Source organism: Paenibacillus barcinonensis (assembly GCF_003217495.1).
In the GTDB taxonomy this organism is placed as follows: Bacteria; Bacillota; Bacilli; order Paenibacillales; family Paenibacillaceae; genus Paenibacillus; species Paenibacillus barcinonensis.
Map to the genome: position 1 here is coordinate 25,982 of NZ_QJSW01000008.1, position 13,926 is coordinate 39,907.

Annotated in this window: 12 protein-coding genes; 1 reads left to right on the forward strand and 11 read right to left on the reverse strand. The window is 45.8% G+C overall.

From position 1 onward, the window contains the following. Window positions 1-240 precede the first annotated feature (240 nt). The gene (locus DFQ00_RS14035; protein ID WP_110897113.1) at window positions 241-1,593 is read left to right on the forward strand and encodes a hemolysin family protein; all 1,353 of its coding nucleotides are present in this window, start codon (window positions 241-243) and stop codon (window positions 1,591-1,593) included. 112 nt (window positions 1,594-1,705) lie between these two features. Here DFQ00_RS14035 and DFQ00_RS14040 read toward each other — a convergent pair whose 3' ends face one another. From DFQ00_RS14040 to DFQ00_RS14095, 11 genes are all read right to left on the reverse strand, one after another. Next, entirely contained in the window at window positions 1,706-2,782 is a 1,077-nt protein-coding gene (locus DFQ00_RS14040; RefSeq protein ID WP_110897114.1) for an AI-2E family transporter, read from the reverse strand. Window positions 2,783-2,912: 130 nt separating this feature from the next. Further along, window positions 2,913-3,668: an ABC transporter permease gene (locus DFQ00_RS14045; protein ID WP_425271026.1), complete on the reverse strand. Its 756-nt coding sequence runs from the start codon at window positions 3,666-3,668 to the stop codon at window positions 2,913-2,915. Between the two features lie 31 nt (window positions 3,669-3,699). Further along, window positions 3,700-4,611 (reverse strand): ABC transporter ATP-binding protein, encoded by a 912-nt coding sequence (locus DFQ00_RS14050; RefSeq protein ID WP_110897116.1) that lies wholly within the window; start codon window positions 4,609-4,611, stop codon window positions 3,700-3,702. A 571-nt stretch (window positions 4,612-5,182) separates the two neighbouring features. After that, a complete protein-coding gene (locus DFQ00_RS14060; protein WP_110897118.1) occupies window positions 5,183-5,698 on the reverse strand; it encodes a hypothetical protein in 516 nt (171 codons plus the stop codon). A gap of 105 nt (window positions 5,699-5,803) precedes the next feature. Continuing rightward, the gene (locus tag DFQ00_RS14065) at window positions 5,804-6,352 is read right to left on the reverse strand and encodes a VanZ family protein (protein ID WP_167433725.1); all 549 of its coding nucleotides are present in this window, start codon (window positions 6,350-6,352) and stop codon (window positions 5,804-5,806) included. 34 nt (window positions 6,353-6,386) lie between these two features. Beyond that, the gene (locus DFQ00_RS14070) at window positions 6,387-7,304 is read right to left on the reverse strand and encodes an LCP family glycopolymer transferase (protein WP_110897120.1); all 918 of its coding nucleotides are present in this window, start codon (window positions 7,302-7,304) and stop codon (window positions 6,387-6,389) included. Between the two features lie 89 nt (window positions 7,305-7,393). Next, complete coding sequence (locus DFQ00_RS14075) at window positions 7,394-8,725, reverse strand: UDP-glucose dehydrogenase family protein (protein WP_110897121.1); 1,332 nt, start codon at window positions 8,723-8,725, stop codon at window positions 7,394-7,396. Beyond that, entirely contained in the window at window positions 8,722-10,110 is a 1,389-nt protein-coding gene (locus DFQ00_RS14080; RefSeq protein WP_110897122.1) for a sugar phosphate nucleotidyltransferase, read from the reverse strand. Before DFQ00_RS14080 ends, DFQ00_RS14075 begins: the two co-directional genes overlap by 4 nt. 20 nt (window positions 10,111-10,130) lie before the next feature. Next, window positions 10,131-11,495: an oligosaccharide flippase family protein gene (locus DFQ00_RS14085; protein ID WP_110897123.1), complete on the reverse strand. Its 1,365-nt coding sequence runs from the start codon at window positions 11,493-11,495 to the stop codon at window positions 10,131-10,133. 18 nt (window positions 11,496-11,513) lie between these two features. Continuing rightward, entirely contained in the window at window positions 11,514-12,713 is a 1,200-nt protein-coding gene (locus tag DFQ00_RS14090; RefSeq protein WP_167433726.1) for a glycosyltransferase family 4 protein, read from the reverse strand. Between the two features lie 47 nt (window positions 12,714-12,760). Then, window positions 12,761-13,906, reverse strand: coding sequence for a glycosyltransferase family 4 protein (locus tag DFQ00_RS14095; RefSeq protein WP_167433727.1), 1,146 nt, complete (start codon window positions 13,904-13,906; stop codon window positions 12,761-12,763). Window positions 13,907-13,926: the final 20 nt, after the last annotated feature.

Here is a 13,926-nt window from a genome sequence, read left to right on the forward strand (position 1 = left end):
TGCATACAGCTAATCATACATACCCCATGAAGGGATTATCCGTAACGGATGATTAGATAAAAAATTACATACCCCGCCTTCTCGTCCCCTGAAATCGGCAATAAAACCTTGTGGATGCGACGTTTTGCCTGCTTCCCCCTTCCAGACTCTTCCTCTTTTCTCCGGGAAAGGTGGTCTTCTTACGTAAAATTAGATATAATACTCGTTAAAACTTATGACTTAAAAGGAGAAGAGTAGTGAATGGACAGTGAGAGGTATGCGTTAAATTTGGTTTTAGTTGCATTTTTGATAGGTTTATCAGCGTTTTTTGTGGCAGTGGAGTTCGCTCTGGTGCGGGTTCGTCCGAGCCGGATTGATCAAATGATTGCTGAAGGGAACAAACGCGCACTTGCGGTCAAGCAGGCTGTTGCTAATCTGGATGGATATCTGTCTGCTTGTCAGCTGGGGATTACCATTACGTCTCTCGGACTAGGCTGGCTCGGTGAGCCAACGGTTGAGAAGATTCTGCACCCTGTGTTTGAGAGCATGAATATCCCGGATGCGCTTGCTTCCTTCCTGTCATTTGTTATCGCTTTTGTAGCGATCACTTATTTGCACGTAGTTGTGGGTGAGCTTGCACCCAAAACGATTGCGATCCGCAAAGCAGAGACCGTTGCACTGCTGACGTCCGGTCCTATCATTTTGTTTAACCGAGTGATGTATCCTTTTATCTGGCTATTAAACGGCTCTGCGAACCAATTGGTCAAGCTTTTTGGCATCAAGCCAGCTTCCGAACATGAAGATGCTCACTCCGAAGAAGAGCTGCAGATCATCATTAACGAAAGCTTTGAGAGTGGCAAAATCAATCAGGCGGAGTTTGGCTATGTAAGCCGAATCTTTGCTTTTGATGAGATGCTCGCCAAAGAGATCATGGTTCCACGGACCGATATGGTCTGCCTTTATCTAAATAAAACGAACGAGGAAAATCTTGAGATCATTCGGGAAGAGCAGTACACCCGTTTCCCGGTAGTTAACGAGAGCAAGGACGACATTATCGGCATTATCAATACAAAACAATTTTTCCTGGAGCTGTATGGCAACACAGCACCCGTGGACCTGTCTTCCCTGATTCAACCCGTATCAGCTGTTCATGAGACCACGCCGGTCAAGGACTTGCTCAAGAAAATGCAGAAGGACGGCGTGCATATCGCGGTGCTTGTGGATGAATACGGAGGCACCTCTGGTATTGTAACCATCGAGGACGTGCTGGAGCAGATTGTTGGCGAGATTCGGGACGAATTCGACGCAGACGAAGAGGAAGAAATTCAGATTGTTAATGAGCACTATGTCATAATGGATGGCAAGGTATCACTATCGAAGGTCAATGATATGTTTATGTCTTCTCTCGATGCAGATGAGTGGGATACGATTGGCGGCTGGCTTTACAGCCACCGTCCGGAGATGAATGAACAGGAAGAGTACGAGTATGAAAATCTGACCTTTGTCCTGCTGGAAAAAGATAAAAATCGTTTCTACAAGGTTGCGATCGTGCCTAAAGAACCATTGAACATGTCAGACTACACAGACGAGGACGAAAAGGAAGCTCACGCATAATATATAATAAAGGTCTGTCCCATCGTCTTATACGACGAAAGGACAGACCTTTTATTATGTTGAATCGAGCAGCCACACCAGCATGGCTCTGCAGATTCACCAGACTAACAACTCAGTTGTCTGTGGCTTTATCCTCAACGATGCGGTTCTGTATTTTGCGAAATATAATCTTCAGAATCATATACAGCGGAATAATGATAATCATGCCGAGAATGTTACCCAGATCAGCTCCTACAAGCAGCAGAATGACTATAGTCAACGGATGAATATCGAGCTGTTTGCCATATACATAGGGCGATATCAGATTATCCTGAATCTGCTGTGCGATGACGATAATAATCAGGGACCATAACGCCATCGAAGGAGAGTCGATAAAAGCCACGATCACAACAGGAATCGCTGCCAGCAATGCTCCAACATAGGGAATAAAATTCAAAATAATAGACACAACTGTTAGCAACAGCGCATAAGGCAAGCCTATAATGATAAAGCCGATAAACATAAGAGTACCCAGCGCTACATTAACAATCACTCGGCCTACGATATAATTGCTTAGCGCCTCGTCAATCTCATGAACCGTTTCTTCCCCGTCTTTTCGGTAACGTCTTGGCAGCAGCAGCGTCAGATTTGTACCAAATTTATGGCCTTCCTTCAGCATGTAATACAGCATGATCGGGAACGTCGCCAAAATAACCACCAGATTGGACACTACAGAAAACAAACCCGAGACGTAGTCCGTAACCTGCGTAATGCCCTGACTTAAATATTGAGAGAATCTCGTAAACATATCCGAATTCTCAGGTAAATATCGGGCAAGGAAGCGATTGCTCTCCAGCGCCTTGATCTGCTCTACCAGAGAAGACATCAGCGCAGGTGCATTTTCAATGAAATTCCACAGCTGATCCCGCAGAGACGGCCATACAAGAACACTGAAACCTGCAATCAAGAGCCCCACGGCTACATAAATAATCAGAACAGACAGAGCACGCTTGATCTTGTGCCGCTCCATAAAATCCACCAGCGGTCGCAGCAAGTAGTAGAAAAAACCTGCAATGAGCAGTGGAATAATGATGATATGAATCAGCGAAGTAAGAGGGCGGAAAATAAAGTTGACTTTATCCCCCAGGTACACAATCAGTAGAAGCAAAATAATGGCTGTGCATACGCGGTAAAATTTGTTGTTTATCAAGCAGTGTGATCCCTCCGTGCGCTGCCATATGAATTGGACTGCGGCGATAATATATATCTAGCTTTACAATACCAGCATGTACGCTGATTGAACAGCTATGCTTCAGACGAGCACAAAAAAGAGGCAGGGATCAACCTGCCACATCTCTTTTGCTGAACACAACCCAGGATATAACCATAAAGATTACATAATAAACGGCCAGCACTGCCAAGGAGAAGCCTAGCGTCATGCCGTCACTTGGACCGTTAAGTAGCCCCATATCCGATGAAGTATGCATATATTTGCTCAAATCCATGTTGTTGAACAAAACATATTTAGCCCATGCATAACGGTCTGGATTAAAGATCAGTGAGAATATATTCTGTGTAAACATAATAAACAGTGACAGCCCAATGGCAAGAGCGCCCGAACGAAATACCGAGGATACCATAAAGGCAATCGCTAGTGTAATGAACAGATCAATATACAGATACCCCCACATTGTAAACGCGTTAGCCGCTGTTAAGCCGTTTCCTAACGGTGCGTCATGAGAGAACAGAATGTATGAGGTCAGCATAGCCATGCCGATGACCAGCAGTGTGCTCATTATACTAAATCCGACCACCGTCAGATATTTGGAAGCCAGAATTTTGCTGCGCGACCATGGACGGATCAGCAGCAGCTTGATGGTTCCCCAGGTAAACTCACCTGCGACTGACTCCGCTGCAATAACTACACAGAAGATGGTGTTGAGGAAAAATGAAACCCGCACCGCCGTATCCGCTGGTTGCCAATATACGACCTCGCTCGACCCAAGGCCTTCCCGCATTAACACAGGTATCAATATTGAGATTAGTGCAAGAATAGCCAGCATGACCCAGGTACGCACACGACGAAATACCTTCATATTTTCATTCAGTAACAGCTTTCCAAAATGATTACCCAATGCTGCCACCTCCAGTTACCTGCAAAAATTGATCTTCAAGCGTACGAGTCACACTACGAATGCTGTACACCTGCACCCCCGCCTGAACCAGGTTAGCGTTCGTTGCAGGTATCTGTTCCCGTGAGAGCGGTATAACAATAACATTCCCCTGAATCGCGAACTCACCGCCGAGAAGCTGAGCGGCACGTTCCGCATCATCAACTTCAAAAGCAACGTCAATTAAAGCATCTGTAGCTTGTTCATCCCGCAGATTTCGAACATCAATCAATTGACCGTTCTGAATGATCGCGACGGTGTCACACATCAATTCCATCTCGGACAATAGATGGCTGGAAACAAAAACGGTAATGCCCTCTTCACGAGTGAGAAGCCGCAGATAGTCTCTAAGCTCCCTTATTCCTTGAGGGTCAAGACCGTTTGTAGGCTCGTCCAGTACAAGCAGCTTGGGTCTATGTAATATAGCCTGCGCAACACCAAGACGCTGACGCATACCCAATGAGTAGGTTTTCACCTTATCATGAATACGAGCACTGAGCCCTACACGCTCAATGGTCTCTGCTATACGCTCTTTGGTAACCCCTGGCGACATGCGCGCAAAGTGTACCAGATTCTGATATCCTGTCAGAAACTTGTACATCTCGGGATTTTCTACAATCGCCCCGACCTGGGATATCGCCTGTTCAAAATTGTTCTTCACACTGTGTCCGGAGATGAAAATATCTCCTTTACTAATGGACATCAACCCTACCATCATTCGAATCGTTGTTGTTTTCCCCGCACCATTAGGCCCTAAAAAACCAAAAACCTGCCCCGGAGAAATATCCAGGGTCAGGTCGCTGACCAATGATCGGGAGGAAATGATTTTGCTGACGCCCTGAAGTCGGACAACCGGCTCCTGCTGCATTCCATCCTCTCCTTCATGGACGGACATAATTCATGCCCGTTTCTCATATGAACATAGTGTATCATAATCTTTAGTATATTGTCCTGCGAACTGGGATTTCCCTTCACCTTTTGACTCAACTACACACGCTTCACAGCATCCAAGCGGCATTTCACTCCGGTAAAATCCGGTCCGAAACACGTGATTGCCTCCATAGCCCTCTTCCTTTCCGGTAAAGTCACTGGCGATCGGCACAATCATCCCACAACTGACACAGTAAAAGCGGCCCGTTTCATTCAATGGAATACCTTCCCCTCACAGAGAGCCTTTGGTCCCTGTTATTTGTCGTTAGGCGCTGAAAATTGATACATTTTGTATCCTAATTCGTAATTTACTTGACACCGGGACTATTGTCAAGCTTTTTAAGCACACAAATAGGATGGAATTCAAAAAAAACGCTATAAATGCGACAAAAGTCTCGCATTTATAGCGTCATATTCGGGACTGATGATACGAATTGGTTTGATCAACCTTCAAATACATTACATATAATGTAATATTAAATATCAAATTAAATATGTACAATTCTCTATCATACAGCCGAAGCTTTGTCTTGCCTCCCCTGCTGCTCAGGATAATACCATAGAAGTGTCCATTGCTTGCCGTCTTCTACAAGATAACAGGTCTGCACCAGATCGAATTGACCAAATGTTCCCGAATACGTTTGGGTCACTTTAATACGATAGGCTTCTGGAAAAGGCTTCACACCCTGAATGATTTCAACATCGAATTCCCGCTCCGGCGGCTCCATTTCTAATTCGAACGTTTTTACTCCAAAATGCTGCATAAAGATATGTGCCCGATTCTGCACATAAGCACTTTTTGGAAATCGTTCCTTCATTAGAGGATGAAACAGCTCCCATGAGCTTCCGAAATCACCCATTTGCTCGTATTTGTAAAACTGCTCTGCTACGGCTGCCGCATCGGTCGGCGCGTCCGCACGGAACAATGCAGGTACACTTCTGACCATTAACCATAGCAAAAGCAGTGCAAACAGAATAAAGCCTATTTTCTGAAGCAATACATTTCGATTCCTTCTTCTCAGCATTTCCCAGCCCCCTTGTCCTGCTTCCTGCTACCCCATATCTATGATGGTTAACAGACAAGTAGAAGCGTGACGGAGCCGGAATCTGCATTTCCTGGGAAATCGTTTCTATTTTTTCCTAAACAAAGCCCGCATTGTTGCATAGATTGCGATCCCCAAGCAGCCACCAAGCAAGTCTACACCGACATCCCTGATGGAGCTTGTTCGCTCTGAACTGAACTGCTGAATATACTCGTCAATGCAGGCGATAAGCACAACCACAATCAATGCCAGCAGAATAGCCCTCTGGATATTGACACGTTTGTATCGAAGCCCGCCGTATACTAGCGCAGCAAGCACAGCATAGACAAATACATGTGCCGTTTTTCGGAAGAAAAACTCCACAAAAGCATAAGGCCTCTGCTTTAATGAATACACATGCCCGCTATATGTGAAATGCACATCAGGCAGCATAAGCCCGATGTGCATCCTCTGTGATAGCTTCTGTAGCCAAGGCTGTATATCCTGCTGCTGGTAGGATTGTGCGGACATGGACCAGATGATTGCAATCCAGATGATAACCAGCAGCAGCTGTAAGACACCTCGATATGAGCGTTGTTTCCGTTGATGCTTTCGTTTCCTCGTCTCCCACTCCTTCACCTTTAGCATAATATTCATCACTTCCCCTGCTAGCCCATACCACATGAACTCCTTACGATTCCAGATGTTGCTTCAATATCCCGTGGATGCGCTCCTTTTCCTGCTGATTCACGATAAAATAATAAATACCGTTGATCTTCTTGCCTGTGCCTTTAATCTCTACCGTATCAATCTCTTCCAGATCATTCCGATAATCGAGAATCAGCTCTTTCATCTCTTCAAATGTCAGGTCGGTCCTGACATGTGTACCTAATTCATCAAGCACATTTTGTAAGTTCACTACACTGGAGAATTGCATTGTATTTTTCAGCATCTGCTTCAATACCTCACGTTGACGATCATTCCTGCCCAGGTCACCCTTGGGATCATCATAACGCATTCTGGAGAACCCAAGAGCTGCTGCGCCATCCAGATGAATATTCCCCTGCTCATATCGCTTCCCTTCGTAGTCAAAGGCAAATGGATTATTCACATCCACCCCGCCAACCAGATCAATCATTTTGGAGAAACCCTTCATATCCACCTTCATATAATAATGAATAGGTACGCCGAGAAATTGTTCCACAGTCGCCACGGACATATCCACACCTCCAAAGGCGTACGCGTGATTGATCTTGTCCTCGGTGCTGCGCCCGACAATTTCCGTCCGGGTATCTCGTGGAATGTTAAACATAAGCAATTTCTTTTTCCCTGGATTTATACTTAATACAATCATCGTATCCGAACGTCCTCGGTCATGTTCACGCTCATCCACGCCAAGGATCAGTGCGTTGAAGGACTCTTTGCGTTCAAAATCAACCTGCTGACCACCTGTAACATCCGTAACCGACACAGGCTTCACGGGGATTCGCGGCTCATAAATCTGATCTGCGGTTGATTTGACCGATTGATAGAGATATATGGCATATCCAAATACAACGATGATAAACAGGGAAACCATCCACACTGTCCATTTCATCCACTTTTTCATGGGGATCTTCCTCACTCGTATTCGTTATATTCTCTGGCAGACCAGGGCGTGTCTGAAACCTACTGACGTACAGCGTTCTCAGACATGCCCTAGATGATTGCTTGTGCTTTCCCCTCCAGCTTCATCAGCCCCGGACGTCCGATAGAATAATACTGGAAGGCAGAGGTTTGAATCTGTTCTGCGCTGTACACATTGCGACCGTCAATCATGACAGGCTCCTTCATCATTTTGGCTAACACCTGGAGATCAACCTGAGCAAACTCCTTCCATTCCGTCAGCACACAGAGTGCATCGGCTCCCTGAGCAGCATGAATCGGGGTGTCTTGCCACGAAATAGAAGCCGTGTCGAGCTCTTTACGGAAATTATCTGTTGCAATTGGGTCATAGGCCTTAACATACGCTCCTGCATCAATCAGGTGTTGGATAATATCAATGGCCGGTGCATCACGCACATCGTCCGTATCCGGTTTGAACGCGAGTCCCCATACTGCAATGGTTTTGCCTGCCAATGACCCCAGTGCTTCCTGCAACTTGTGGATCACCTGCATACGCTGGTCCTGATTTACCTCTACAACGGACTTCAGCAACCTGAAATCATAGTCCACCATACCTGCAATCTGGATTAATGCCTGCGTATCTTTGGGAAAACAGGAGCCTCCATAGCCGATGCCTGCCTTCAAGAAGGCAGAACCGATACGCTTGTCATACCCCATGCCCTCGGCTACACGGGTCACATCTGCCCCAACCTTTTCACAAATATTCGAAATTTCATTGATAAACGAGATTTTGGTTGCCAAAAATGCGTTGGATGCGTACTTGATCATTTCGGCTGAGCGGATGTCCGTAATGACCAGGTTGTTGGTTAATGGCCGATGCAGCTTCTTTAACGTTTGAATTGCCCGGTCGCTGCTGGTTCCGATGACAATCCGGTCAGGGTTCAGTGTATCCTTGATCGCTGATCCTTCACGCAGAAACTCGGGAACCGAGGCCACGTCGAAGGGCTGTTGAGATATGCTGCGAATAAGATCCCGAATGCGGTCATTGGTGCCTACAGGAACGGTGCTTTTGGTCACGATAATTTTGTAGCTTTCGAGGTGCGTTCCAATCTCGATCGCCACTTGCTCAACATAACTCAGATTGGCCTCGCCGTTTGGTAGGGAAGGGGTACCTACAGCAATAAAGATAATATCCGACTGCTGTATCGCCTCGCCGATGTTGGACGTAAACGATAATTTACCTGCCTGCATATTGGAGACCATCAACTCTTTCAGTCCAGGTTCATAGATTGGAACGGCGCCCTCATTAAGCATCTCTACTTTGGACTCGTTATTATCCACACAGATGACCTGATTCCCAATCTCCGAGAAGCATACTCCTGAGACAAGACCAACGTACCCTGTTCCAATCACCGTAATATTCATCTTGTTTTCCCCCAATTCACGCAATTTTGTAAAATATCTTCCCATTCCATCTCAATGCGCACGATATCCTCTTCGACCAGCTCGCTGCCCATCTGCACCTCGATAATTTCGAGCTCTGTCCATGCTTTTACACTGTGCTTACCACCTGCCGGAATTGAAACGACATCCCCTTGATGCAGCGATCTCAGCTCACCGTTGATAATGAGTTCACCCTGGCCAGAAACAACGGTCCATACTTCGTTCCTTTTCAGATGATACTGGTACGAAAAGTTTTTATTCGGCTCAATGATGATGCGTTTGGTCAACACCTCTTCGCCTTTATCATTGCGTGTATAATCAAGCACCCTGTAGCAGCCCCAGCGGCGTTCCTCATACATCGGCCGCTCTGTACTGTCCTTCAGCACCTCTTTGATCTGCGGGCTTGCCTCCTTCTCACTGACCAGGATGCCGTCTGGACTTGTCGCTACAATCAGATTGGATACGCCCAGCACACATACCGGGATGTTCAATTCATTGATCAGATGTGTGTTTACCGTACTATTTGTCATGACTCCCTTACCGACAATATTAGTGCTCATCTCGTCCGTAAGTGTGTTCCAGGTACCGAGGTCTTTCCAATACCCCTCATACGGTGTGACCACGATATACTGCGCCTTCTCGACCACCTGATAATCAAAGCTGATCTTCTGCAGTCTCCCATACTGCTTAAGCATTTCCTCATACTGAATGGGCAGCTCAAGCGAAATGAGCAGGTTGATCAGATAGTTCAGCTTGAATGCAAAAACCCCGCAATTCCAAAGGGCAGATTGTTGAATCATCTCTGCCGCTTCAGCTTCACGGGGTTTCTCTTGGAAACGGGATACTTTGGCGTAACGTGTATTCGGTTTCGGTTCAGACTGCTCTGGAATGATGTATCCGTACTTCTCTGAAGGATAGGTTGGCTTCACACCAATCAAGGCAAGCTCTGCACCGGATTCATGCAGCACGTCCTCCAGCTCTGTCACTTTATGAAAAAAGGATTCCTCTACGTAGGGGTCCACCGGCAGTACCGCCACGGTTTCATTCAAGCTGGCCCCCTGTACCGAGTACAGATATGCCGCAGCCAAAGCTATAGCCGGAAACGTATCTCTGCGTTCAGGCTCAACAACCAGATCAACTTCATAACCGAGCTGACTTCGCAGAATCTCCACCTGAGGTTTACTCGTTGCAATCGTTGCTTGTTTGCTCAGTCCAGTATGCTGTAACTGTCTCCATACACGCTGTACCATGGATTCTGTTTGCCCATGCTCACCGTCGAGCACTTTCAAAAATTGCTTGGACCTCGTGTCATTGGACAACGGCCATAACCTTTTGCCTGATCCGCCGGAGAGAAGTACGATTCTCATGTGTTCACTCCATTCTTTTTCTATTTCATGACATTTTTGATGTTTCTGTTTCTCTTTAATATGTTTTTCTCATACAAACGCTCTCGTAAAAATTCAAAATCCCCCTTGTCATACATAATCTGTTTCAGAGGAATTTTACAAATCATTTTTAAAGCCAGCATGGACACAAACATTCGTATAATGGAACCAACGAGCAGTGTGATCCCGACACCGTTTAAACCTAAAGTTGGAGTAATATAGAAAAACAAAAAAATCATAACTGACACTGAAGTAACCTGCCCGACAAGAATTATTTCCGGTCGACCTAGTGCATTAAATGAAGAGGCCAGAATACCGGCACCTCCAGCAACGATGCACTCCAGGGAAAGCAAATAAAAGACAAAACTTGCTTCCAAAAACTCTTTTCCATATAAAAGTCCCATTAAATACCGACCAATAAACAGGCTCGGTATAACAATAATGATCATCAGAACCATACTGCTTCGGAATGATCTGCCGACAAGACTGAAGACCCTCTCCTTCTCGAGACCCGCAGCTTTGGGGAAAATCACATTGGCAATGGCCGTCTGAATAACGTTAAACATGCGGGATAGGGCATAAACGACAGAATACAAACCAAAATCACGCGGCGTTAGCAAAGCCAAAATGATGATCTTGTCAAATTGGTTATATAACGTATTGAACAGCTCGACCCCGCTTACTCTTCCTGCAAAAGAAAACAAGTATAATTTGGATCGGATCTGGAATTGCTTCATGCGTGTAGAAATGTGCATTCGTAATGTATAACAATAAAATACCAATACGACAGCATGAGACATGAAACTCACGAGGATCGCCCGTTCCAAAGAGAGGGTCCCACTGAGCCATAACAAAAGCAGTCCACATAAATTAATTAACACCGCAAACAGTCTTGCCAGATTGAAAATATGGAATTTTTCCGTTCCTTGTGCAGTGGCTGCCAGCACGCCAGCCAAAAGAAAAACAGGCGTCAGAGAGAGAATGTACACTTTCGCAATATAGATCACATCTGCCGAATAATTGGATAACCAGGAGGATATCCCGAACCAGGTTATAATACCAATGATGATGCTGACTGGAATTTGAATCATAAAACCAATACCGGTATACATTGGAGTCAGATCTTTATTTTTTTTGATATGATAGATCAATGACGTTGGTAATCCCAATGTTGCCAGATTGGTTAGGAACCCTGGCCAAAATAAGATGGCAGCTAATTCTCCCTTGCCTTCTGCTCCAAATGCCCTGGCTGTCAGGATCGAGGTAATGGTGGTAATGCCCATGATCAGAATATTGATGATGCTGGTCATGAGGATTGTCTTAATCATACTTTGAGGTCTGTGTCCTTTAGAGATAGCAATGCTCATCTGATACTCCGCCTCTCATTACTGCACTTCAACACTACTGCTTACCTTCTGCCCTCTCCCTAATCGGCCGTCATGACGAATCACCTCTTCATAAGAGAGCAGATACTTCTGGGACATCGTCGTCCAAGTATTATTCAGAGCTACTTCACGGGCGATTTCCCCCATCCTTTTCAATTCATCTGGTGCTTGAACAAATCGAGCCAATATATTTGAAAGCTCCACAGCATCATCCGAATTTTGCATAATGTATCCAGCCTGATGTTCCCCTTGAACAGCTGCTATCATTTCAGTCACGCCAGATTGCTCTGTTATAACAACAGGTATTCCTGAGGCAAGAGCCTCCAGAACAACCAGGCTGCAGGCTTCATAACGCGAAGGAAAGATAAAGAGATCCACATTACGCATGAGCTCTCCCATATCTTTTCGATAACCTAAAAAATGAACCCGATCTTCAATCTTCAATGCTTTAGCCATCTCAGGATAAATACTTCGATCCGTAGAACCCGCCACAACAAGCTCTACCTCGGGAACAGACACCATGGACCTCAGCACCGTATCCAGATTTTTTCTTGGGCTGCTGATGTCACCTGCAAACAAACCTGTAACCCGGCCAGAGGTAACTCCTATTCGAGTCTTCAGCGCGGCATCTCTGGGATGAAACTCGTGCACATCCACTCCATTATGAATGACCAGCACCTTATCCTGTTCAATCCCCAACTGAATTAATTCCTTCTTCACTTTCTCGGAAACTGCAATGATTTTACCGCTTCTGCGAAAGGCGAAGCGTTCCAGATATGCATTCACCAGCGTGTACAGACCAAAATACCACCGTTTCCAGGAGCGGTGTACACGGAAGCTATGTACGGGGGATTTTATCCATGTACTGTGCACAAAGTGAACCGAATTGATGTCCCCTCTAGCCCAGGTGATAAACCCATTGACCATAACAAGATCAACCTGCTTTGTTTTTCTTAGCTTGCGAATGTGAGCTGCACTTTGAAAGGCAAATATCTGGTATCGGAGCAGCCGAGGCAGCCTGAGCGAAGGAAAGACCTTTATCCACACGGCTCCCTTGTACTCCAGCAGCTCTGGCTCTAATTCATTGGATATCATCACAACTTCATGACCCTGCCTTAACGCTTCGATTGCAATCTCATAGTTGACTCTGCCTTGACCCTCCCCTTTGACAACCCGGTGAGTGACGATACATATTCTCATGCTTAATCCTCCCACATTAGGACATGAAGATCGTGGATACATCTTCATCAGATCAGCTGCTTGAGCAGCTGACCGCGATGCGACCATAAACAATGATTGGTCACCCAGTCATATCCGTTATCCCCCATCGTTCTGGCAAGCCCCTCATCTGTCATTAATTCCTCGATCCGTGCCGCAATCTCTCGGTCATTCAAAGGGTCTACAAGGTAGCCCGTAATATGATCCTTGACCGCATCAGGGATACCGCCGCTATTGCCTGCAATGACAGGTAACCGATAATAGTTCGCTTCCAGAAATACAATACCGAACCCTTCCACGTCGCCCTTCTCTTTGATATCACGGCTGGGCATAATGAAAAGGTCTGAGCATTCATATAACTGATGCAGCTCATGGTCTGTTGTACGCCCTGTAAAAACAACGACAGACTCTAGTCCATATTGCTTGACCAGTCGTTCGAGCTCGCCCTTATATGGCCCATCTCCGCATATCACGTATTTGAGATCAGGAATACGTGTAATGACCTCACTCACCGCTTTCAAGGTGACATCATGTCCCTTGCGCTCTACAAGTCGCGAGACGGTAATCATCACTTTTTTTCCATGCAGATCATACGTATCCCGAATATTGTCGTGCAGACCTGTATCCCCGCCCAGCTTGCTGACATTCAGCCCCGGTGGAATAATGACGATTCGGGTCTCTGGTACTCCCAGTTCCACCAGCCTCGACCTCGTATACTGACTGTTGGCAATTACCTTGTCAGCTCGTTTAAGAATGAACAACAGAAGTGGAAATAATCTGCTGTTGACCATTCCCATCACATCCAGCCCATGAACATAAGGAAAGTATTTCACCTTAAAGAGCCATTTCATAAATGGACCTGCCAGCCCTACCGGGAATATGTTCACAAAATGGATTTCATTTGTTTTTTTGCGCCACTGGAGCAAAATCAGCTGCACCACAAGAATAAGCTGTGAGAGCAGCAGGAGCCATTTGTTTGAATTCCAGAAAATTCGTTTACGAATAATCTCGAAATTGCTGGTCTGATCGAATCGCTCTGACTCTGCGGCATGATTGGTTTTATTCGTCAGCACCGTTATCTCTTCTGCTGGCATCTGTGAGATCAGCCCGTAGGCATAATCATGAATCCCTCCCTTGTCAGGCGGGAAGTCAATGGCAACAAACACTTTGTTCATAGCTTTATCTCCCTCGCATG